Origin of the sequence: Bradyrhizobium sp. CCBAU 53421 (genome assembly GCF_015291625.1) — a bacterium.
Taxonomy (GTDB): domain Bacteria; phylum Pseudomonadota; class Alphaproteobacteria; order Rhizobiales; family Xanthobacteraceae; genus Bradyrhizobium.
This window is the reverse complement of the sequence record NZ_CP030047.1, coordinates 6,240,024-6,261,748: the sequence shown is the minus strand read 5'-3', so window position 1 is coordinate 6,261,748 and position 21,725 is coordinate 6,240,024. Positions and strand designations below refer to the sequence as shown.

At 64.8% G+C, this 21,725-nt stretch carries 18 protein-coding genes; 13 read left to right on the top strand and 5 right to left on the bottom strand.

The features are described from left to right. The first annotated feature begins 11 nt into the window (after positions 1–11). The 3 genes from XH92_RS29695 to XH92_RS29685 all read left to right on the top strand — a co-directional run bounded on the left by XH92_RS29695 (position 12) and on the right by XH92_RS29685 (position 2,642). A complete protein-coding gene (locus tag XH92_RS29695) occupies positions 12–788 on the top strand; it encodes an NYN domain-containing protein (protein ID WP_194455295.1) in 777 nt (258 codons plus the stop codon). Between the two features lie 219 nt (positions 789–1,007). Next, positions 1,008–1,397 carry a DUF1236 domain-containing protein gene (locus XH92_RS29690; RefSeq protein WP_194461479.1) on the top strand — a complete coding sequence of 130 codons (390 nt, stop codon included), beginning with the start codon at positions 1,008–1,010 and terminating at the stop codon, positions 1,395–1,397. A 183-nt stretch (positions 1,398–1,580) separates the two neighbouring features. Then, complete coding sequence (locus XH92_RS29685) at positions 1,581–2,642, top strand: ketopantoate reductase family protein (RefSeq protein WP_194455294.1); 1,062 nt, start codon at positions 1,581–1,583, stop codon at positions 2,640–2,642. 123 nt (positions 2,643–2,765) lie between these two features. Here the strand turns inward: XH92_RS29685 and XH92_RS29680 are convergent, their stop codons facing one another. Beyond that, on the bottom strand, positions 2,766–3,368 hold the full coding sequence (locus XH92_RS29680) for a thiamine pyrophosphate-dependent enzyme (RefSeq protein ID WP_194455293.1): 603 nt from the start codon (positions 3,366–3,368) through the stop codon (positions 2,766–2,768). An 8-nt stretch (positions 3,369–3,376) separates the two neighbouring features. After that, complete coding sequence (locus tag XH92_RS29675) at positions 3,377–3,928, bottom strand: thiamine pyrophosphate-binding protein (RefSeq protein WP_194455292.1); 552 nt, start codon at positions 3,926–3,928, stop codon at positions 3,377–3,379. A 181-nt stretch (positions 3,929–4,109) separates the two neighbouring features. On the opposite strand from XH92_RS29675, the gene XH92_RS29670 reads away from it, so the two are divergent. The 5 genes from XH92_RS29670 to XH92_RS29650 all read left to right on the top strand — a co-directional run bounded on the left by XH92_RS29670 (position 4,110) and on the right by XH92_RS29650 (position 11,718). After that, positions 4,110–5,075 (top strand): tripartite tricarboxylate transporter substrate binding protein, encoded by a 966-nt coding sequence (locus tag XH92_RS29670; protein WP_194455291.1) that lies wholly within the window; start codon positions 4,110–4,112, stop codon positions 5,073–5,075. A 4-nt stretch (positions 5,076–5,079) separates the two neighbouring features. After that, on the top strand, positions 5,080–5,976 hold the full coding sequence (locus XH92_RS29665) for an amidohydrolase (protein ID WP_194455290.1): 897 nt from the start codon (positions 5,080–5,082) through the stop codon (positions 5,974–5,976). A gap of 15 nt (positions 5,977–5,991) precedes the next feature. Continuing rightward, positions 5,992–7,041: a hydroxyacid dehydrogenase gene (locus XH92_RS29660; protein ID WP_194455289.1), complete on the top strand. Its 1,050-nt coding sequence runs from the start codon at positions 5,992–5,994 to the stop codon at positions 7,039–7,041. A 522-nt stretch (positions 7,042–7,563) separates the two neighbouring features. Beyond that, the gene (locus XH92_RS29655; RefSeq protein ID WP_246787727.1) at positions 7,564–11,022 is read left to right on the top strand and encodes an autotransporter domain-containing protein; all 3,459 of its coding nucleotides are present in this window, start codon (positions 7,564–7,566) and stop codon (positions 11,020–11,022) included. A gap of 480 nt (positions 11,023–11,502) precedes the next feature. Then, the gene (locus XH92_RS29650) at positions 11,503–11,718 is read left to right on the top strand and encodes a hypothetical protein (RefSeq protein ID WP_194455288.1); all 216 of its coding nucleotides are present in this window, start codon (positions 11,503–11,505) and stop codon (positions 11,716–11,718) included. A gap of 267 nt (positions 11,719–11,985) precedes the next feature. Here XH92_RS29650 and ilvD read toward each other — a convergent pair whose 3' ends face one another. Then, positions 11,986–13,830: a dihydroxy-acid dehydratase gene (gene ilvD, locus XH92_RS29645; RefSeq protein ID WP_194455287.1), complete on the bottom strand. Its 1,845-nt coding sequence runs from the start codon at positions 13,828–13,830 to the stop codon at positions 11,986–11,988. 216 nt (positions 13,831–14,046) lie between these two features. Between ilvD and XH92_RS29640 the strand changes: the two genes are divergently transcribed. Both XH92_RS29640 and XH92_RS29635 read left to right on the top strand, forming a co-directional pair. Continuing rightward, entirely contained in the window at positions 14,047–14,604 is a 558-nt protein-coding gene (locus XH92_RS29640) for a carboxymuconolactone decarboxylase family protein (protein WP_194455286.1), read from the top strand. Between the two features lie 4 nt (positions 14,605–14,608). Continuing rightward, positions 14,609–15,460, top strand: a complete 852-nt coding sequence (locus XH92_RS29635; RefSeq protein ID WP_194455285.1) for an SDR family NAD(P)-dependent oxidoreductase — start codon at positions 14,609–14,611, stop codon at positions 15,458–15,460. A gap of 60 nt (positions 15,461–15,520) precedes the next feature. On the opposite strand, the gene XH92_RS29630 is transcribed toward XH92_RS29635, so the two are convergent. Further along, entirely contained in the window at positions 15,521–16,324 is an 804-nt protein-coding gene (locus XH92_RS29630) for a TetR/AcrR family transcriptional regulator (RefSeq protein WP_246787726.1), read from the bottom strand. Between XH92_RS29630 and XH92_RS29625 the strand changes: the two genes are divergently transcribed. After that, positions 16,262–18,418, top strand: a complete 2,157-nt coding sequence (locus XH92_RS29625) for an alpha/beta hydrolase fold domain-containing protein (protein ID WP_194455284.1) — start codon at positions 16,262–16,264, stop codon at positions 18,416–18,418. The genes XH92_RS29630 and XH92_RS29625 overlap by 63 nt on opposite strands. Positions 18,419–18,445: 27 nt before the next feature. On the opposite strand, the gene XH92_RS29620 is transcribed toward XH92_RS29625, so the two are convergent. After that, positions 18,446–19,453 carry a LysR family transcriptional regulator gene (locus XH92_RS29620; protein ID WP_246787725.1) on the bottom strand — a complete coding sequence of 336 codons (1,008 nt, stop codon included), beginning with the start codon at positions 19,451–19,453 and terminating at the stop codon, positions 18,446–18,448. A gap of 172 nt (positions 19,454–19,625) precedes the next feature. Between XH92_RS29620 and XH92_RS29615 the strand changes: the two genes are divergently transcribed. Together XH92_RS29615 and XH92_RS29610 are read left to right on the top strand one after the other, a co-directional pair. Further along, positions 19,626–20,558: an ABC transporter permease gene (locus XH92_RS29615; RefSeq protein WP_246787724.1), complete on the top strand. Its 933-nt coding sequence runs from the start codon at positions 19,626–19,628 to the stop codon at positions 20,556–20,558. A 79-nt stretch (positions 20,559–20,637) separates the two neighbouring features. Continuing rightward, positions 20,638–21,663, top strand: a complete 1,026-nt coding sequence (locus tag XH92_RS29610; protein WP_194455282.1) for a sugar ABC transporter substrate-binding protein — start codon at positions 20,638–20,640, stop codon at positions 21,661–21,663. The last annotated feature ends 62 nt before the right edge of the window (positions 21,664–21,725 follow it).

The following is a 21,725-nucleotide window of genomic DNA, read 5'->3' as shown; positions in this document are numbered from 1 at the left end:
CGAGACATGCCATGCCTTCCGAACTGCGTTCGCCGCGCCTCGCCGTCCTGATCGACGCCGACAATGCATCCGCAAAGATCGCCGACGGGCTGTTCGAGGAGATCGCCAAGATCGGCGAGGCGAGTGTCCGCCGCATCTATGGCGACTTCTCCAATCCGAGGTCCAAGGGCTGGGCCGACATCCTGTCCAAGCACGCCATCATCCCGCAGCAGCAATTCGCCTATACGACCGGCAAGAACGCGTCCGACATCACCCTGGTGATCGACGCCATGGACCTGCTGCATAGCGGCCGGTTCGATGGCTTCTGCCTTGTGTCGTCGGACAGCGATTTCACCCGGCTTGCCGCCCGCATCCGCGAGCACGGCATCGACGTGTTCGGGTTCGGCGAGCAGAAGACTCCGGAGAGTTTTCGCCAAGCCTGCCGCAGGTTCGTCTATACCGAGAATTTGCGCGGCGCGACCAGCAATCAGGATGCGGCCGTGCGTGCCCAGCCGTTGCAGCCACCCGATGCCGCGACGCCGATCCTCAAGAAGGTGATCGGCCAGATGGCGAGCGAAGACGGCTGGGTGACGCTTGGCGAGGTCGGACGGCAGCTCGCCAATCTGGCGTCGGATTTCGATCAGCGGACTTACGGCTTCCGCACCCTGAGCGAACTGGTGCGCAGGACCAACGCCTTCGAGATCGAGTCCAAGGGCGGGACGACGCGAATCCGCATCAAGCAGGTGGCCGCACCGCCGCCGAGACGGCGAACGCCGCGACGGCGAACCGATCAAAAACCGCCGGAATGAACGGCGCGCAGCGCGCACCCGCTCTGAACCACCTCTGAATCTGAACCAACGATGAATGCTGCTTTGGACATGATCCGGAGCAGCATGTTCATTTCTGCCGGAACAAAAGCGAGTTGCGGCGGAACTGGAATTTGCGCGCAAGTTGCCGCGCTGGAACTGGAACGTCTCGTTCCCTGCGATGTTGAAGGGGCGTCTCATAACTCGGAGGAGGAGAACATCATGAATAAGCGTTTTGCCGTTTCCCTTGTCGCCGTTGCGTCGCTGCTCGCGTCCGGTTCGGCCTTCGCGCAGTCCACGACTGCAGCGGGCGCCGCGAACGGTGCGCGGACCGGTGGCGAGATCGCGGGCCCGGTTGGCGAGATCGTCGGCGGCACGGTTGGTGCTGCTGTCGGCGCCGGCCTCGAGATTCCGAATGCGGTGATCACGGCGATCCCGCGCGACGAACCCTCGGTGGTGGTACGCGAGCGCGTCGTGGTGGGCGAGCCGCTGCCGGATACGGTCGTGCTGCGCCCGGTGCCGCGCTACACCGAATATCGCTACGCGGTCGTCAATGATCGCCGGGTGATCGTGGAGCCGCGCACCCGCCGGATCGTCAAGATCATCGACTGATCGCGCAGATGGTTCTGACTGCGAAGATCCTCGCGGGCTCGCCGCCTGCGGGGATTTTCGCATGGTACGGGCTCGCATTTTTCATGAGGCGGCCGGTTGGCCTGACGGCCCGATCCCCTAGACTGATGCGCAATCGGCGGACGCAGCCAGCGCCCGCCTCAGTCAAGAGCAGGGGATGGAAGCATGGGTCGGAAGATCGCGATCGTCGGCGCAGGTGCGGTCGGCGGCTATGCCGGTGCGCATATGGTGCAGGCGGGTGAGGACGTCACCTTCATCGATCCCTGGCCCGAGCATGTCGAGCACATGCGCAAGCACGGATTGCGCGTCACGCACGCGATGGACGTTGCCGAATTCTCGGTGCCGGTGCGCGCGCTGCATGTCACCGACGCGCAGCAGCTCGCCAAGGAAAAGCCGGTCGACATCGCCTTCGTCTGCATGAAGTCCTACGACACCGCGTGGGCCACCATGCTGATCCGGCAATATCTGGCGGCGGACGGCTATGTCGTGTCGCTGCAGAACTGCATGAACGAGGAGACGATCGCGGGCATCGTCGGCTGGGGCAAGACGCTCGGCTGCATCGCGAGCAGCATCACGGTCAATCTGCCAGAGCCCGGGCACATCCACCGCGGCGCCGGCAAGGGCGGGGCGGCGCACACCGTGTTTCGCGCCGGCGAGGTGCATGGCCGCGTCACCGCGCGAGCTGAAGAGGTTTGTCGGCTGGTCGGCCATTCGGACAGCGCCAAGGTCACCTCCAATCTCTGGGGCGAACGCTGGTCCAAGCTGGTCGCCAACGTGATGGGCAACGGGCTGTCGGCCTGCACGGATCTTGCGGGCAGCGAGGTGCTGCAAAGCGAGCCGCTGCGCCGCTTCTCGACGCGACTCGGCAGCGAGGCGATCCGCGTCGGCCAGGCGCAGGGCTATCAGCTGGAGGAGATCCTGCATCTGCCGCCCGAAACCATCGCGCGCGCCGGCGAGGGCGACGAGGCCGCAGCGCGCGCCTGCGACGAGCAGCGCTTCAAGGATAGTAAGCGCACCTCATCGGCGCAGCGCCCCTCGATGGGCCAGGACATGCAGAAGGGCCGCCGCACCGAGATCGAATTCCTCAACGGTTTCGTGGTGCGCGAAGGCGAGAAGCTCGGCATCGCGTGTGCGGCCAATGCCGCGCTGACCGACGTCGTCAAGCGCGTCGAACGCGGGGAGCTGAAGCCGGATCCCCGGCACATCACGGAGTTGAGGTTGAATTGACGGTGGGACTATCCGCCATCATTGCGAGGAGCGAAGCGACGAAGCAATCCATGCATCAACGTGTGCGGCTGGATGGATTGCTTCGCTTCGCTCGCAATGACGTGGAGAATGGAGGCTCATTGCCTACAGCAGCTGCCTCACCCCCATCCCGTGCATGAACCGCTCGCGGATCTGCACGGGATCGCGCCTTGTCGTGCCGGTGCCGGGCTTGTCGTCGATGCGGACGCCGATCAGGGTCGGGCCGGAGGCCTGCTTCGACTGTTCGATCAGCCGCTCGAAATCGTCCTCGTCGGCGGCCCAGGAGCTGTTCGCAATCCCGCTGGCGAGCGCGATCGCGACGAGGTCGGTATGAACAGCCGCCGGAGTCGGCTGGCTGCCGGTGATCTGGTAGATGCCGTTGTCCATCACCACCATGGTGAGGTTCTTCGGCGCCAGGGTCGCGATCGTGGAGAGGCAGCCGAGCTGCATCAAGAGCGAGCCGTCGCCTTCCAGCGCGAACACGCGCCGCTTCGGCTGCGCCAGCGCGACGCCGAGCGCGATCGGGAACGCCAGTCCCATGCTGCCCAGCATGTAGAAATTCTCAGGCCGATGGCAGGCGGCCCAGAGATCGAAATTGGTGTTGCCGATGCCGCCGATCACGGCCTCGTCCTTCAATTTGCTGACGAGGCGCTGGGTGAGCTCGAACCGGTTCATCACCTTGGTGTTGCGCGCTTGGGTGCTGGTCATGGCCGATCTCACTTGTCGAAGGTCTTGCCGCCGGTCAGCAGCGGCGAGAGGATCAGCGCCACCGGCGCCTGGGTGGTAATGGCCTGCTTGATCGAGCGGTCGGCGATGAATTCGAGCTCGTCGAGCCGGGTGATGGTGTGATGTTCCATCGCCAGGGAATCCAGCACCGGGCGCATGGTGCGGCAGACAAGCGCCTGGCCGTAATTGAACTCGCCGAGCGTGCCGCGCTCGGAGACGAACATGATCAGCGGAATCTGGTAGGGCACCGCGAGCGAGGCCAGCACGTTGGCGAGCGTGGCAAAGCCGGAGGTCTGCATCAGCACGGCACCGCGCGTGCCGGCCATCCAGGCACCGGACACGATGCCGACGGCCTCTTCCTCGCGTGCGGCCGGAAACGTCGTGAAATAGGGATCAGCGTGCAGGTCCTTGATCAGCGTGGTCAGCACCCGGTCGGGCACGTAGGGCACCAGCTTGATCTCGTTCCGCTTCAGCGTCTGCAGCACGATGCCGTGCCAGGTGGTCGCCGTCTTCTGGGACGAGGCTTGTTCCGCGGCCGCCATCCGGTTCTCCCTTGTCGCGCGACGCTGATGTTCGCTTGCCGCTCGAAACTTGACGCTGACCATGCGATTGTCAACATGCCGCGGCCGCATCGCGATCTGCGGAATTCGGTCATCGCAGGGCCGGATCGGCGTGCGATACAGGCGGTAACGATCAAGGGACGGAACGGGACGGGAGGCGTCGATGGCCGGATGGGTCTGGCGGACCGCCATTGCGGCAGCGGCCATGGCGATGGCCGGCGTCGCGTCCGCGCAGCCGTACCCGGCAAAGGCCGTTCATATTCTTGTTCCGTATCCGCCAGGCGGCGGCGTCGACGTGCTGACGCGGACGCTCGCCGAAGCCGTGTCGAAGAGCTGGACGCAGTCGATCGTGGTCGAGAACCGGCCCGGCGCCGGCGGGGTGATCGCCTCGCAGGCGATCGCAAGCTCCGCACCCGATGGCTACAATCTGATCATGGTGGCGAGCGGCCACGCCACCAATCCGTTCCTCTATCCAAAGCTGCCCTACGACACCTTCAAGGACTTTTCGCCAATCTCGCTTTTGGCGTCGTCGCCGAATGTGCTGCTGGTGCGCGCGGACTCGCCGTTCAAGTCGGTCGGTGACGTCATCGCCGCGGCGAAGGCGAAGCCGGGCACTCTGTCGTTTGCCCATGCCGGCAACGGCACCTCGACCCATCTGGCGGGCGAGCTGCTCAACAATCTTGCAAAGATCGATCTCAACGCGATCCCCTACAAGGGCGGCGCGCCCGCGATCAACGACCTGCTCGGCGGACAGATTCCGATGTCGTTCAACAACGGGCCGGAATCGGTCGGGCAGTTGCAGGCCGGCACGGTCCGCGCGCTGGCGGTGACGACGGGCTCGCGCGCACCGTTCCTGCCCGACGTGCCAAGCATGTCCGAGACCGTGCCGGGCTACGACACCGAGGTGTGGTGGGGCCTGATCGGACCCGGCAACATGCCCGCCGAGCTCGTCGCGAAGATCTCGCATGATTTCGTCGCGGCCGTGAATACCGATGCCGTGAAGGAGCGGCTCGGCAAGCTCGGCGCGATCTCGATCGGCTCGACGCCGGAGCAATTCGCAGCCAAGATCAAGGCCGACTACGACAAATGGGGGCCGATCATCAAGGCCGCCGGTATGAAGGCGGAGTGAGCCGATGGCTGCGTCCGAAATCCCCGCCTGCCTGCCGCCGCGTCCGGTAACGCCGCCGCGGGAGAAGGTGCCGCCGAAGGCCTGCGACACCCACGCGCATGTGTTCGGCCCGGCCGACCGTTTCCCCTATGCTGCCGATCGCAGCTACACGCCGCCCGACGCGCCGCTCGCGACCTATCTCGGCATGCTCGATGCGCTGGGTTTCACCCGCGGCGTGCTGGTGCAGGGCAGCGCGCATGGCCACGACAATTCGGCGATGTTGGATGCCTTGCAGCGCGAGCCAGCGCGGCTGCGCGGCGTCGCGGTGGCCGATGCCGATGTCGCGGCGGGAACGGTGCGGCAATGGCATGTGCTGGGCGTGCGCGGCTTGCGCTTCAACCATTTCTTCCGCGGCGGGCAGTTGCACTACCGCGGCGGCATCCCCTTGAGCGTCGCCGAGACGCATGCGACCGTAATGGCCGAGCTCGGCTGGCATCTGCAACTCTGGATCGACGTGAAGGATTTGCCCGACACGATCCCGATGCTGAAGGCGCTGGGCCTGCCGGTCGTGGTTGATCACATGGGCCGCACCGATGCCGCCGCGGGCATCAACACCGCGGGCTTTCAAAGCCTGCTGCGCGCGGTCGGCGAGGGCTGGTGCTGGGCCAAGCTGTCAGGCGCGCATCGCCTGAGCCAGTGCGCGCCGGATTATCCGGATGCGCGACCGTTCCACGAGGCGCTGGTGGCAGCCAATCCAGAGCGGCTGGTGTGGGGCGGCGACTGGCCGCATCCGCGGGTCGAAGGCGAGATGCCCGACGCCGGCCATCTGTTGACGCTATTCCAGGCGTGGACGCCGGACGCAGCGACGCGTCATCGCATCCTCGTCGACAATCCCGCAAAACTCTATGGCTTCCCAAACTGAGAGCTATCCGAAGACATGACCGTCAACAACAAGCGCGTTTTCTACGTCAAATACCTCGCCCATGAGATCTACGTCGACATCCTGAAGAAACGGCCGGATGTCCGGCTCGACCGTCTGGAGAACGAGACGCCGGAGGCGACGTTCGCGCCGGTTCTCGCCGATGCGCATGCCTATCAGATCGGTGCCGCCCGCGACGAGTTGGCGCCGCATTTCCATGCCCATGCCGAGCTGCTGAAGCGCGCGCCGAACTTGTTGATCGTGTCCTCGAACGGCGCCGGTTTCGATCCCGTCGACGTCGATGCTTGCACGAAGGCCGGCGTGCTGGTGGTCAACCAGTCCGGCGGCAACGCCAACTCGGTTGCCGAGCACGCGCTCGGCATGATGCTGACGCTGTCGAAGCGCATCATCCAGTCCGACCGCAGGCTGCGGCGCGAGGCCAACGTCAACCGCAACGATTTGATCGGCAACGAGCTGAACGAGAAGACCGTCGGCATCGTCGGGCTCGGCAATGTCGGCCGTCGCATCGCCGAGCTGTGCAGGGGCCTCTTGCATATGAAGGTGATCGCCTACGATCCTTATCTCTCGGCGGATGAGATGGCGAAGCGGGGCGGGGAGAAGGTCGAGCTCGACGATCTCCTGCGCCGCGCGGACTTCGTCTCGATCTCCTGTCCACTGGACAGCAAGAGCCGAGGCATGATCGGGGCGCGCGAATTCGCGCTGATGCAGCCGCACGCCTATTTCGTCACCACCGCACGCGGCTTCATCCACGACGAGAAGGCATTGGAAGAGGCGCTGCGAGAGAAGCGCATCGCCGGCGCGGGCCTCGACGTCTGGGCCAAGGAACCGCCGCCGCCGGATCATCCGCTATTGCAGTTCGACAATGTGCTGGCGAGCCCGCACACCGCCGGCGTCACCCGCGAGGCGCGCGTCAACATGGGCCGGATCGCCGCCGAACAGATCCTCGATGCGCTCGACGGCAAGCGCCCGCCGCGCATCATCAACCCCGAGGTCTGGCCGGTCTACGCAAAGCGGTTCGAGAAGGCGTTCGGGTTTGTGCCTGGATAACGGACGATGTGCCGTCGTCCTTGTCAGGTGAGCACATCGGCTAGGCTCCCTCTCCCCTTGCGGGAGAGGGTGGGGAGAGGGGTGGCCCCGGGTGAGACCGTCGACGAAGGTTGCGCTGTCGCAATTCGGATCCGGTGTCGTTCAAGCGCAAACGAGAGAGTGTGCCGTGTGGCACCCCTCTCCCTAACCCTCCCCCGCAAGGGGGAGGGAACCCTTCCGTTGCTGCGTCCCTTACGGGGAGGAGTGGAGCGTTGTGTGGCTCGATGATGACGGAGAAAACTTCGTTCGTCTCAGCATCGTGATGACCTCGTTAAACCCGGTGCCGGTCATACAGCTCCGGTGCAAACCGGAACACACAAAGTGTGTTCGGCACGCTGTGCAACTGACTAAACCTCAAGCTGTGGTTTGTTCGCAACGCACGAAAGCAAACGGCCGGGAAGAGACGCAGTTTCGTTGCTCCATGACCCAGACTGCTGCACCTTGAGCGCCGGGGACGCTTCGCGGTGACTCCAGGGGAATGCAGTGGGAATTTTTGTGGTGCCCGACCAGCAAGGCGCGTCGGGATTTTACGCGCGACGCACGCTGGCGTGCTTGCGTGCCGGGCTGCTCGTGATGGTGGCGCTATGGTTGGTCGCCTTGCCGGCTGCGGCTCAGGACGCGACCTGGAATCTCAACCCCACGGAAAGTGGACCCATCCTGGGGACGGTCGATTACAGTAACGTCGCCAACTGGACACCGGCAATCGTCCCGACCGGCACTGCCACATTCGGAGTGACGAACAACTCAAGCCTGGCATTCTCGTTGCTGGGCACCACCACCAGCGTCGGCGGCTGGACTTTCAATGCCGGGGCTTCCGCCTATACGTTTACCCTTGGCTCAGTATTCTTCGGTCAGGTACTTACGTTCAATGGCGCCGGCATCGTCATCAACGGTGGCAGTGCAACCATCAACAGCATTACCGACCACGCGGCGTCCGAAATCCATTTCCTCAACACGAGCACGGCCGGCAGCGCCACGATCACCAACAGCGGCACGCTCTCGTTCTCCGACAGCAGCACGGCCGGCAGCGCCACCATCGTCAACGACTACCTTACCGGCAGCACAATAGGTTTCGCCAACACGAGCACGGCTGGCAACGCCGCCATCACCAACAATTCGATTCTTCAGTTCGGCGACAGCAGCACGGCCGGTAATGCCAGCATCCGCAACAACTTCTTCATGGATTTCTACAACGCGAGCACGGCGGGCCACGCCAGAATTATCGAGAACGGTTTTCTGATCTTCCACGACACCAGCACGGCCGGCAACGCCACCATTACCAATATTGGCGGCAGCGCAATGAGGTTCCAGGATAGCAGCACGGCCGGCAATGCGACGATCATCAACAATTTCGATTTGGCTTTCGTGAATTCGAGCACGGCCGGCAACGCCACCATCACGACCAACAGCGGTGGCACGACTGTCATTCAGGACACGGCCAGCGGCGGAACCGCGCGCTTCATCCTGAACGGGACCGGTGCGCTCGACCTTACGGGCCTCAGGACGGGCGGCACCACGGCCGGGTCGATCGAAGGGGACGGCACCGTCCAGCTCGGCGCGAATACCCTGACGGTCGGCGGCAATGACCTCTCGACGACATTTTCCGGCATCATCACCCCGATTTCCGGCGTGTTCAGCGGGAATGGCGGGCTGATCAAGGTCGGCACCGGCACGCTGACGCTGACCGGAATCAACACCTATACGGGCGGAACGACCTTTTCATCAGGCACGCTCTCTGTTTCGGCGGATGCCAATCTCGGCGATCGATTCGGACGATTGATTTTCGATGGCGGCACGCTGGAGGTCAGCGGTGCCGGTTTCACCTCGTCGCGTTCGGTCCAGATCGGGAGCAATGGCGGGACGGTGCAGGCCGACACCGGCTCGCTCGCACTATCCGGCGTGATCTCGGACCTGGGCGGCGCAACGGGTGCCGTCACCAAGACCGGCAACGGCACGCTGGTGCTGTCAGGGAACAACACCTACAGCGGTGGCACCATCATCAATGCGGGGATGCTGCAACTGTCCGGCGCCGGCACGCTGGGCGCGACGAGCGCAACGACGACCGTCAATGCCGGCGGTACGCTCGATCTCGGCGGCACCACGCAGACGCAGGCGGCGCTGACGCTTGCCGGCGGCACGTTGCAGAACGGCTCGCTCAACGGCGCCATCTCCTCGACCGGCGGCACGATCGACGGCCTCGCTGGCGCTGCCAGCCTCAACGCGACCGCCGGCACCACCTTCATCAACGGCACCAACACCTTTACCGGCGGCACGACGGTGACCAATGCGACGCTGACGGTGAACGGCTCGCTCAGCGATCCGACCATCGCCGCGGGCGGCCTGCTCAACGGCACCGGCGCGGTCGGCGATACGACGATCCAGAGCGGCGGCACATTCGCGCCGGGCTCCGGCACGCCGGGCACGTCGATGACGGTGAACGGCAATCTCGCGTTCCAGTCCGGCGCGCTCTATGTCGTGGCGGTCAATCCTTCGACCGCATCCTCTGCCAATGTCACGGGCAGCGCGACGCTCGGCGGCGCTACAGTCAATGCAGCATTCGCCAACGGCAACTACATCTCCAAGCAATATACCATCCTGAGTGCGGGCAGCGTCAGCGGCACCTTCGGCGCGCTCACCAACACCAATCTGCCGGCAAATTTCACCGACACGCTGAGCTACGACGCGACCCACGCCTATCTCAATCTGGCGCTGAACTTCACGCCGCCACCGTCAGGCCCGACCGCACCGAACTTCGGCAGTGGCCTGAGCCTCAATCAGCAGGCTGTCGCGAACACGCTGGTCAACTACTTCAACACAACAGGCGGCATTCCGATGGTCTACGGCACGCTGACGCCGGCGGGCCTGACGCAGGCCTCGGGTGAACTCGCAACCGGCTCGCAGCAGACGACGTTCGATGCCATGAACCTGTTTCTGGGGCTGCTGACCGACCCGTTCATGAACCGGAGCGGTGGTGCGGCTTCGGAACCGGGCGCATCGGGCTATGCGGAGGAGGGTGATCCAAACGCCTATGCCGCGACGTCGAAGACCAACGCATTTGCGATGTTCACCAAGGCGGCGCCAGTGCCGTTCGTGCAGCGCTGGAGCGTCTGGGCGGCGGGCTATGGCGGCTCGCGATCGACCAGCGGCAACGCCATCGTCGAATCGAACGACACCACCAGCAGCGTTTACGGCACCGCCGTCGGCGCCGACTATCTGTTCTCGCCGAACACCATCGTGGGCTTCGCGGCGGCCGGCGGCGGCACCAATTTCTCGGTCGTCAACAGCGGCAGTGGCCGGTCGGATCTGTTCCAGGCCGGCGCCTATATTCGCCACACCGAAGGCGCGGCCTATATCACCGCCGCGCTGGCCTATGGCTGGCAGGACATCACCACCAACCGCGCCGTCACGGTCGCCGGCATCGACCAGCTCCGCGCCGAGTTCAATGCCAACACGTATTCCGGCAGGGTCGAAGGCGGCTATCGCTTCGTCGCGCCATGGACCGGCGGCATCGGCATCACGCCCTATGCCGCAGGCCAATTCACGACCTTTGATCTGCCTGGCTATGCCGAGCTGGCTGTCGTCGGTTCTTCCGCCTTCGCGCTCGCCTATGCCGCGAAGAGCGTGACCGATGTCCGCAGCGAGCTGGGCTTTCGCACCGACAAGTCCTTTGCGATGGCCGATGGCTTGCTGACGCTGCGCACCCGGTTCGCCTGGGCGCATGATTATGATCCGGACCGGTCGATCGCCGCGACCTTCCAGGCGCTGCCCGGCGCGAGCTTCGTGGTCAACGGCGCGGCGCAGGCCTCCGACTCCGTGCTGACCACGGCGTCGATTGACATGAAATGGCGCAACGGCTGGTCGGCGGCGGCCACCTTCGAAGGCGAATTCTCCGGCGTCACCTCGTCCTACGCCGGTAAGGGTGTGGTGCGGTATACTTGGTGAATGTCAGCGTGTCTGGCCAACTCTGGCATCGGAGAGGCATGGCCAAGAAGTAGCGGTCATCTTCGTCGACCGTGGTGCGTCCGAGATCGCCGGAGAATATCTTCTTCGCTGGAACCTCGATCGAGGCAACAAACCCACTGTCAAAACGACGCCCGGCAATGCGTCCGTTGTTATTTTCCCTGAGATATCGACGGCTTAGCCCGACATCGCCATTTTCCCGGTGTGCCGGACCATTACGGGCGCCGAAGGAAGATGTGTCATGCGACAGGTCCAGTCATTGCTCCGCAACGCGCCCGCGAAGATCGGCCGCCGTCTTGCGCAGATCGTCGCGATCGCCGCCGCCAGCCTGCCGCAGGCCGGCGCGTAGTTTTCCGCCGCTGCGCAGCGCCGCATCTGCGCGTGCCGAATTAACTCACCCCCATTTCGCGTTAGTGCTAACGTGGTACCCCCGGGCTCTGCCGGCGCAGCAGGGAGGGTTCCATGTCACGTTTCGTCGTTCAATTCATGAAGGACGTGCTCGGCGGCAACGGCCGCCAGCGCGAGGTTTGCCAGGGCGAACTCGAGGTCGACGCTTCAAGCGAAGGCCAGGCCACCGAAATGGCCAAGCTCAAATTCTGTCAGGAACAGGCGCTTTGCGACTGGTCACTGCACGCCGACCGCATTCGGATCGAAGCGGCCGACTTGCACGTGACTTGACACCAGGTCGAGAGCAGCGGCATGCGCTCCCGCTCCGCTTGCGGGCGGGGCGAGGGGCATCTGCACGATTTCTGGATAATCGAAGAATACCCCTGAGTTGCCCGACGTGTCAAGTTGCCGTGTCCGCCGGCAGCCGCCGGCTACTTTGCATGGGGTTGTTTTCGATATTTTGGCAGCGCACCTCTGCGACGGCCTCCCCCGCAAGCGGGAGAGGTGCAGCTGGTCTGCCGCAAGACCGCAGCCAAACGCGGCCAAGCTCGTCGCGTATCACTCCGGCAGGATGCGCACCGCGCCCTTGGCCGCGCTGCTCGCGAACGCCGCGTAGGCCTTCAGCGCGGTCGAGACGGCGCGCTTGCGCGGTGCCGCCGGCTTCCACGCCGCATTGCCCTTGGCTTCCATCGCCGCGCGGCGGCGCTTGAGCTCGGCGTCATCCACCTTGAGGTTGACCTTGCGGTTCGGGATGTCGAACTCGATGATGTCGCCTTCCTCGACGAGACCGATCAGGCCGCCTTCGGCGGCTTCCGGCGAGACGTGGCCGATCGACAGGCCCGACGATCCGCCGGAGAAGCGGCCGTCGGTGATCAGCGCGCAGGCCTTTCCGAGCCCCTTCGACTTCAGATAGCTGGTCGGATAGAGCATCTCCTGCATGCCCGGGCCGCCGCGCGGACCTTCATAGCGGATCAGCACGACATCGCCGGCCTTGACCTTGTTGGTGAGGATGGCTTCGACCGAGGCGTCCTGGCTCTCGAAGATCCGGGCGGGACCTGAGAACGTCAGAATGCTCTGATCGACGCCGGCGGTCTTCACGATGCAGCCGTCCTCGGCGAGGTTGCCGAACAGCACGGCGAGGCCGCCGTCCTTGGAATAGGCGTGCTCGGCGTTGCGGATGACGCCCTTGGCGCGGTCGAGATCGACCTCGTCGAAGCGGCGGTCCTGGCTGAAGGCCTGCTGGGTCGGCACGCCGCCGGGAGCTGCGCAATAGAAGTTGCGCACCTTGTCGCTCGTGGTCCGCACCACGTCCCAGCGGTTCAGCGCGTCGTCCAGCGTCGCGGCGTGCACGGTCGGTCCGTCGGTCGTGAGCAGTTTGGCGCGGTCGAGCTCGCCGAGGATCGCCATGATGCCGCCGGCGTGATGCACGTCCTCCATGTGGACGTCCTGCACCGAGGGCGCGACCTTGCACAGCACCGGCACCTTGCGCGACAGGCGGTCGATGTCGGCCATCGTGAACGGCACCTCGCCCTCGCGCGCTGCGGCGAGCAGATGCAGCACCGTGTTGGTCGAGCCGCCCATCGCGATGTCGAGGGTCATCGCGTTCTCGAACGACTTGAAGTTCGCGATGTTGCGCGGCAGCACCTTGGCGTCGTCCTGCTCGTAATAGCGGCGGGCGAGATCGACGATCAGATGGCCGGCCTCGACGAACAGGCTCTTGCGGTCGGCATGGGTCGCCAGCACCGAGCCGTTGCCGGGCAGCGCGAGGCCCAGCGCCTCGGTCAGGCAGTTCATCGAGTTCGCGGTGAACATGCCGGAGCAGGAGCCGCAGGTCGGGCAGGCCGAGCGCTCGATCACCTCGACCTCCTCGTCCGACACGTTGGAGTCGGCGGCCGCGACCATCGCGTCGATCAGGTCGACCGCGCGCTTCTTGCCCTTGAGCTGGATCTTGCCCGACTCCATCGGGCCGCCCGAGACGAACACGGTCGGGATGTTGAGGCGCAGCGTCGCCATCAGCATGCCGGGGGTGATCTTGTCGCAGTTGGAGATGCAGACCATCGCGTCGGCGCAATGCGCGTTGACCATGTATTCGACGCTGTCGGCGATCAGTTCGCGCGAGGGCAGGCTGTAGAGCATGCCGTCATGGCCCATCGCGATGCCGTCATCGACCGCAATGGTATTGAATTCCTTGGCGACGCCGCCGGCCTTCTCGATTTCCCGCGCCACGAGCTGGCCGAGATTCTGCAAATGCACGTGGCCGGGCACGAACTGCGTGAAGGAGTTGACCACCGCGATGATCGGCTTGCCGAAATCCTCGTTCTTCATGCCGGTGGCGCGCCAGAGGCCGCGTGCACCCGCCATGTTGCGGCCGTGGGTGGTGGTGCGGGAGCGATAGGCGGGCATCGTAAATCCTTGGGCTAAGGGCGCTTTTTCAGGGAGATGGCGCTCCTTATGCCCGCCCGTGCAGACGGATTCAAGCGCGGAACCGCATGGCTGAACCCCGCAATTCGGGCCATCCAGGCTGGCCCGCTTGATCTCGGTCCGCCCGGTGCATTAGGTGGACGGACCGGGAAGCCGGACCAACGACAACGAACAACAAACAACCAGACGGAGAAACGCGTGGCAAGGCTGCCCCTGATTGATCCGGAGACGACGAGCGGAGACATCCGCGCCTCCTTCGACCGCATGCCGGTCAAGCTCAACATCTTCCGCATGATGGCCCATGCCGAGGCCAACATGATCCCGGCGATGCGGCTCGCCAACTCGATCCTGCACAAGCAGAAGCTGTCGGCGGTCAACCGCGAACTCTTGATCCTGCAGGCCGCGCAGCTCGAGGGCGGCGCCTATGAATGGCGGCAGCATGTACCGATCGCGCTCGGCGTCGGCGTGACGCAGGCGCAGATCGATGCAGTCGAGCGCGGCGACTACGACGCTACCGCGCTCAATGCGGCCGAGCGTGTGCTGCTCAGCTTCGGCCGCGAGGTGGTCGAGAAGGTGCGCGTCGGCGATGCCGCCTTCGCTGCCATGCGCAAGCATTTCAGCGATCAGGAGATCGTCGAGGCGATCGTCGCGCTCGGCTTCTACATGATGATGGCGCGGCTGACGGAGGCGACCGAGACCGATCTCGATCCGGCCGCCGGCATGGCCGTGTTCGAAGGCGGCAAGAAGCGGGGTTGATCGGATGTCGGAGACTTCGCAAGACTTTAGGCCGGAGCGTTATGTCCGACCCCTGAGCGCGGAATCGTCAGGCGTCGCGCCGGGGAGGGGGCGTCTCGACGGCCGCCGCATCCTGGTGGTCGGCGGCGGCCAGCGCGTGTTCGATGCCGCGACCGACCCGATCGGCAACGGCCGTGCCATGAGCCTGTTATTCGCGCGCGAGGGCGCGCATGTCGCGGTCGCCGACCTCAACCGTGCTTCCGCCGAGGACACGGTTGCTCGCATCGTTGACGGCGGCGGCCGCGGCTTCGCGATCGCCGCCGACGTCACCAAGGAGGCCGACGTCATCAGGATGATTGATGAAGCTCATCTCGCGATGGGCGGGCTCGACGGCATGGTGCTGAACATCGGCACCTTCGGCAAGACCGGGCTCGACAACGTCAGCGCCGAGGAATGGAATAAAATCTACGACGTCAATGTCCGCGGCCCGATGCTGTGCTGCCGTGCCGCCTTGCCGAAATTCGAAGACGGCGGCTCGATCGTCTTCATCTCCTCGATCGCGGCGCTGAAGGCGGGATCGCAGATGGCGGTCTATGATTCCTCCAAGGCCGCGCTCGGCGGCCTGATGCGCAACATCGCGCATACCGGCGCGCGGCGCGGCATCCGCGCCAACCTGGTCTATCCCGGGCTGGTCGACACGCCGAACGGCCGCGAGGCCGGTGCGGGACGGCCGTCGCGCGGCAAGGGGCACGTCCCGTTCGGCCGCCAGGCAACGGCGTGGGAGATCGCCTATGCGGTGCTGTTCTTCATGTCGGATGAGAGCGTCTACATCACCGCGCAGACGCTCGCAGTCGACAGCGGCCTGAGCGGAATGTGAGCGAAGCGCCGCGGCTGTCGCGAGCCAAACTGCGGCCTTCGGCGTGACCGGAATGATCCGTCAACTCTCCGGCAGCTTGGACAGAGCGGTCTTTGAAGCGGGGTATGTCAGGGTCGCTTCAAGCGTGTCGAGGATATTCTCGATCGTGAAGGGCTGGCCCCAAAGCCGGCTGCTTTTGGTGTTGCGCAATTCGAGCGCCGCCTCGTGGGCGGACAGGATCGCGTTGGCGTAGATCGCAAGGATCGAGAGCCGCTGTTCGACGATCGGCGCCGGGAGCTGCAACATCTGCTTCAGCTGATTGAAGCATTCGATGTAACTGGCGTTCCAGCGGCCATTGAGCGCGGCACGCAGGGCCTTGGGATCGGAGGCCTGCAGGTTCGAGGTGAAGCGGATATATCCGCGCCATCGTTCGTCGTCGCCGAGCTCGATGACGGGCATGACCAGCACCACGATCAGCTCGCGAATGGTTTGCGGTCCGCCGCGAGCCGCGATCTCGCCGAGCATATCACGCCGTCGTTCCTCCAGCACGGTGGCGCCGTCGACGACCATCTGCCGGATCAGCTCCTCCTTGGAGCCGAAATGATAGTGCAGGGCGGCGTTGTTGCGCTGTCCGGCGGCGTCGACGATCTGCTGCACGGTCACGGCGTCGACGCCATGGCGGGCAAACAGCATTTGCGCGGCCGCCTTGATCTGGTTCCGCGTCTCTTCTGACGTCGCGCGCGTACGCCTGCTTGACATGCGAACTGATCCCGGATTAATTAAGTGAAATCGCTTAATTCGGACTCGGAGAGGAAGCGGATCATGCGTGTACTCGTCGTGGGCGGCGGCATCGGTGGATTGACTACAGCGATTGCGCTGCGTCATCAAGGCGTTGACGTTCTCGTGCTCGAGCAGGCCAGGGCATTGAGCGAAATCGGCGCCGGCATCCAGATCGCCGCCAATGCGGCCATCGTGCTGCGCGAGCTTGGGCTCGAGGGCGCCATTCGCAGCATCGGCGTCAAGCCGCAATCCTATGACTACCGCGACCTGCGCACCGGCAAGATGCTCTACCAGGCCCCGTTGGGCGATGAGGCTGCGAAGCGCTACGGCGCACCGATGTACAACATCCATCGCGCCGATCTGGTTCAGATCCTTTCCGACGCTGTGCCGCCGGAAGCGAGGCGGCTCGATGCCCGCTGCGTGGCGGTCTCGCAGGACGCGGACGGGGTTGAGGTGAAGCTCGCGAATGGCGAGACCGTGCGAGGTGACGTGCTGGTCGGATGCGACGGCATCCATTCGGTGGTGCGCGAGCATCTGCGCGGCCGGGAGGACAAGCACTTCGCCAACATCCTGATGTGGCGCTCGCTGATTCCGGCCGAGCGGGTCGAAGGCCTCGATCTGGAGGAGCGTGGCAATTACTGGTTCGGCCCCGGCCGGACGCTGATCACCTATTGGGTGCGGCCGAAGAATCTCTACAGCGTTCTCGCTTCCGTGCCCGCGCATGAGGTGACGCGGGAATCCTGGGACGAGACCGGCGACATTTCCGAATTGCTGGGCTCCTTCAACGACGCCGAGCCGCGTGCGCGAAAAATGCTCGAGCAATGCCAGAGCGCATTCATCACCGGCATGTATTATCGCGATCCGATCGATTGCTGGAGTTCCGGCCGCATCACGCTGCTCGGCGATGCCGCGCACCCCATGGTGCCGTTCCTTGCCGCCGGTGCCGGCCAGAGCATCGAGGATGGCTGGACGCTTGCGCGCGTGCTGTCGCGACGGCAGGACGACGTGGCTGGCGCGCTGAAGGAGTATGAGCAGCGGCGGCTGCCGCGCACGACGCGGATCCAGGCCGGCGCGCGTGCGGTGGTCAAGCTGATGCACGAGACCGATGCCGATCGTCTGCGCCATCGCAACCACCGCTGGAAGGGCATGGCGCGTATCGATCCGCTGGCGGAAACCAGCTGGGGCCTCGCGTGGGACTATGATGTGGTCAAGGCCACCGAAGGGCCGCCCGGCGAAGTGCTCAATGTCACGGGCCTGCGCGAAGGCAAGCGCTTGCAGCGTCCCGAAGCGCAGCGCGCGTTCGATCTCTGGAAGTATGCTTTCCGGCCTGAAGATGTCGCACGTGGTCATGACGGGTTGCGCGAGGCCTATGATCGCTTCCTTATGACGAACTTTCCGCTGCCCGCAGGCGCGGCCGCGGTGGAGGACGAGCTTGGCGACGTCAAGGCCTGGCATGTCGCGGCTGCAGATGCGCAAGGCGGCAACGTCGTGCTGCACTTCCACGGCGGTGGCTATCTGATCGGATCGGCCAAGGGCTCGCTGGAGTATGCAAGCCGGCTCGCGGCCGCGGTGGAGGGAACCTGCTACACCATCGATTACCGGCTCGCACCGGAGCATCCCTATCCGGCCGCGCTCGATGACGCGGTGGCCGCCTATCGGGCATTGCTGGCGCGCGGTATTCCCGCAGGCTCGATCATGATCTCCGGCGAATCCGCGGGCGGCGGTCTTGCCGTTGCACTGGTGCTGGCGCTGTGCAATGCCGGCGACCCCTTGCCGGCGGCGATCCTTGCCGCGGCGCCGTTCGCCGACTTGACATTGTCGGGGCCGACGATCCGCCAGTTCAATGGCGACGATCCTGCAGCCAACCGCGACCTGCTCACCTTCATGGGGGCGTCCTACTTCCAGGGCCACGAGCCGACCGATCCGCTGGTGTCGCCACTGTTCGGCGATCTCACCGGCCTGCCGCCGCTGTTCCTCACCGCGAGCCGGGGCGAGGTGTTGCTCAGCGATGCCACGCGGCTGGCCGAGCGCGCGGAGAAGGCCGGCGTCGACGTGACGCTGCGGCTGGTTGAGGACTCAGTCCATGTCTATCCGATCTTTCCGTTCCTGCCTGAGACACGGACGACAATGCAGGAGGTGGCCGCCTGGGCGCGGCGCCATCTGCGTCGCGAGGATGCGCGGCCGCAGGCCGCTGAATGATCGCGTGTTGCGGCGCTTGAGGTGGTCTCATTCCGCTGCGAGGCTGGTCGGCGCCGGGATGCCCACCTTGGGGCGCGCCTTGGCCGCGCGGCGGTTCTTCTTGCTGAAGCGGCTGCCGGCGAGCAGTGCAGCGGCGGCGCGCAGCTGCTCGCGCAGCCATTGATTGGTGGTGTCGCCCTCGGCGGTGGCATGCCAATAGAGATAGTTGACGTGCGGGCTGATCGGGAACGGGCAGGGGAAGCACTGCAACAGCCCAGGATCCTCCAGCACGGAGGCGGCGCTCTCCGATGCCGTCAACAGCATGTTGCTGCGGCTCACGACGTGACAGGCGGTGGCGAAATTCTGGCAGGTCAGGCGGACGGTACGCGTCAGGCCTAGCCGCTGGAGCTGGAAATCCTCGAACGACACGCCGCTGCGCCGCGACGTCACGCAGACATGCTCCATGCGCAGGTAAGCCTTCTTGTCGAGCCGCGCGCCGAGCTCGGGATGGTCGCGCCGGGCGAACACCGCGATATGCTCGGTCAGGATCTGCTCGCGCCGCACCTCGGTCGAGAGCGGCAGCAGCGTATCGATCGCGACATCCAGCGTGCCGGCGGCAAGCTCGCGTTCCAGATTGTTGCGCTCGCTGCGCACGGTGGCGATCTCGACCAGCGGCGCCACCGCGCTGATCCGGTTGATCAGCGCGCTCAGCATCGGCGCCTCGAGATTGTTGCGCAGGCCGATCACGAACCGTTTCGGCGTCTTCGCCGGATCGAAGCGGTTGGTGTGGGTCAGCGTCGTCTCCAGGCCGTTGAGCGCCTGGCGCACCGTCGTGATGATCTGGCGTGCCAGCGGGGTCGGCGTCATCACGTGATGGCGGCGCACGAACAGCGGATCGTTGAACATCGTGCGCAGCCGGCTCAGCGCATGGCTCACCGCGGGCTGCGTCAGGTTGAGGCGGAAGCAGGCACGGCTGACACCGCCCTCGGAGTAGATCGCGTCGAACACGACGAACAGGTTGAGATCGATATCGCGCACATGCATGGAAATAATCAATCCGTATCCGTCGAATGCATTTGACGAATATGAGTTGGCACTCTTAAAGTCTCAAGCAAAATAATACTTGGAGGAAACGATGAGCGTGCAATCGCCATCGCGCGGCGTTGCTGTCCCTGCGGCATCATCTCGCTCGGGCTCAATGTTCGCAAAGCCGAGCCAGGAGCAGATCGTGCTCCTGATCACGATCGCGCTTCTGGTCGTGTTCGGCCTGACGCTGAACGGTTTTGCCACCGTCTCCAATCTCTTGAATCTGTTGCGCAGTATTTCCATCCTCGGCGTGCTCGGCCTCGGCATGGGGCTGATCGTGATCAGCCGCGGCATCGATCTCTCCGAGGTCGCGATCATGGCGGGTTCCTGGGCGATCGCGCTGATCTACATGCAGAACGGCATGCCCGTTTTCACGGCGGTGCTGCTCGCGCTGGCAATTGCGGTACTGATCGGCGTCGTCAACGGCGTCATGGTGGCCTTCGTCGAGGCGCCGGCGCTGTTCGTGACGCTCGCCGCCGGCTTCGTGATCTATGGCCTCGCGTTCTGGATCGCGCCGGCCTGGGTGGTCTACGCGCCGAAGGACGCGCCGGGCCTGATGTATCTTGGTGCCGGACGGCTGTTCGGCATCCCGGTTCCGATCCTGGTGTTCGCGGTCGCGGCGATCGCGATGCACCTGTTCCTGTCGCGCACCTCGGTCGGCCGCTTCATCTATGCGCAGGGTGACAATCCGGAGGCGGCGCGGCTGACCGGCATTCCGCTGCGTCCGCTGATCGTGCTCGAGCACGTGCTGGTTGCGCTGCTCGCCTGGATTGCAGGCCTGGTCTGGGTCGGCACCACGGGCAGCATGCAGATGGCGATCACGCAAGGGACCATGATCTTCGACGTCGTGCTGGTCGTCGTGATCGGCGGCATCAGCCTGATCGGCGGCCGCGGCAGCGTGTTCAGCGTCGTGGTCGGATGCATCCTGATCGGCACGCTGCTCAACGCCTTCACCATCATGGACGTCAACAGCGAGGTGCAGAACATCATCAAGGGCGTGGTGCTGCTGGCCGCCATCGTGCTCGATAACTGGCTGCACCCCCGCGACGAGGAGACCGCGCGGCAAGGCGACTGAGACAAGAAGACTGGGCGCGTCCCGCGCGCCAATCAAAACGATTTCAAATCAATCAAAAGAATTTCTTGTGGAGGAGACGATGAAGACGACAAAGTTCTGGACGATCCTGCTCGCCGGGGTGGCGCTCGCCGCGATGCCCTTTGCGGCATCGGCGCAGGAGGAAGGCACCAAGGCCGGGCGCGAGCTGCGCGCCGCCTACGACAAGTCGCTGCAGGGCAAGACCGTCGCCTATCTGCCGATCGCGCTCGGCGTGCCGCTCTCCGACGAGTGGGGCCGCGTGGTGCAGGAAGAGGCGGAGTGGCGCGGCATGAAGTACATCGTGCGCGACCCCAACAACAACCCATCCGCCATGCAGCAGGCGTTGACCGCGCTGGTCGACCAGAAGCCTGATGTCCTGATCGTGCAGAATCCGAGCGTGACGCTCCTGATGAAGGACCTGAAACGCGCCGAGGCCCAGGGCACGCATGTGATCCAGGTCAACATGGCCTCGAACTACAAGTCCGGCGCCTTTGTCGGCGTCGACTGGCGTGAGATCGGCAGGATGCTCGCGAACGAAGCCGTCAAGGCCTGCGGCACCGGCTCCGGCAAGTCGGGCAAGGTGCAGATCGTGCAGGGCGAATTGACCGCAGCCGCCAGCGTCGACCAGGTCGGCGCCATCATGGAGGTCCTGAACAAGGATCCCAACATCAAGGTGGTGTCGAACCAGGCGGCGAATTGGGACGCCAACACCGCGCTCAACATTACCGCCACCGTGATCCAGCAGCATCCCGATCTCTGCGCCTCGATCGGCTTCTGGGGCATCATGGAATCGGGCGCCGCGCAGGCGATCCGCAATGCCGGCAAGATCGACGATGTGAAGGTGTTCGCCTCGGGCGAGGGCTCGCAGCTCGATTGCGACCAGGTCACGTCAGGCAATTTCAGCAAGTTCCTCAGCTACAAGGCGACCGAGCAGGGGCACGATCTGATGTTCGCCGCCGAGACGCTGTTGATGTCCGGCGACAAGCCCGGCACGAAGAACCTGTCCTATTACACGCGGCCGATCTGGATCGACAAGTCGAACGCCTCGCTCGGCGGCACCTGCTTCGCGCTACCCAAGAAAAACTAACAAGGCGCGAGACAGCCGGCGCGGGGGGCATTCCCGCGCCGGCTGTATCACGGGTCAGAATC

Bases quoted from the DNA above. Each gene is read 5' to 3' on its own strand.
- XH92_RS29695 (WP_194455295.1), top strand. From the start codon at position 12: ATGCCTTCCGAACTGCGTTCGCCGCGCCTCGCCGTCCTGATCGACGCC.
- XH92_RS29690 (WP_194461479.1), top strand. From the start codon at position 1,008: ATGAATAAGCGTTTTGCCGTTTCCCTTGTCGCCGTTGCGTCGCTGCTC.
- XH92_RS29685 (WP_194455294.1), top strand. From the start codon at position 1,581: ATGGGTCGGAAGATCGCGATCGTCGGCGCAGGTGCGGTCGGCGGCTAT.
- XH92_RS29680 (WP_194455293.1), bottom strand. From the start codon at position 3,368: ATGACCAGCACCCAAGCGCGCAACACCAAGGTGATGAACCGGTTCGAG.
- XH92_RS29675 (WP_194455292.1), bottom strand. From the start codon at position 3,928: ATGGCGGCCGCGGAACAAGCCTCGTCCCAGAAGACGGCGACCACCTGG.
- XH92_RS29670 (WP_194455291.1), top strand. From the start codon at position 4,110: ATGGCCGGATGGGTCTGGCGGACCGCCATTGCGGCAGCGGCCATGGCG.
- XH92_RS29665 (WP_194455290.1), top strand. From the start codon at position 5,080: ATGGCTGCGTCCGAAATCCCCGCCTGCCTGCCGCCGCGTCCGGTAACG.
- XH92_RS29660 (WP_194455289.1), top strand. From the start codon at position 5,992: ATGACCGTCAACAACAAGCGCGTTTTCTACGTCAAATACCTCGCCCAT.
- XH92_RS29650 (WP_194455288.1), top strand. From the start codon at position 11,503: ATGTCACGTTTCGTCGTTCAATTCATGAAGGACGTGCTCGGCGGCAAC.
- ilvD (WP_194455287.1), bottom strand. From the start codon at position 13,830: ATGCCCGCCTATCGCTCCCGCACCACCACCCACGGCCGCAACATGGCG.
- XH92_RS29635 (WP_194455285.1), top strand. From the start codon at position 14,609: ATGTCGGAGACTTCGCAAGACTTTAGGCCGGAGCGTTATGTCCGACCC.
- XH92_RS29625 (WP_194455284.1), top strand. From the start codon at position 16,262: ATGCGTGTACTCGTCGTGGGCGGCGGCATCGGTGGATTGACTACAGCG.
- XH92_RS29630 (WP_246787726.1), bottom strand. From the start codon at position 16,324: ATGACGCAGCGCAATCGCTGTAGTCAATCCACCGATGCCGCCGCCCAC.
- XH92_RS29610 (WP_194455282.1), top strand. From the start codon at position 20,638: ATGAAGACGACAAAGTTCTGGACGATCCTGCTCGCCGGGGTGGCGCTC.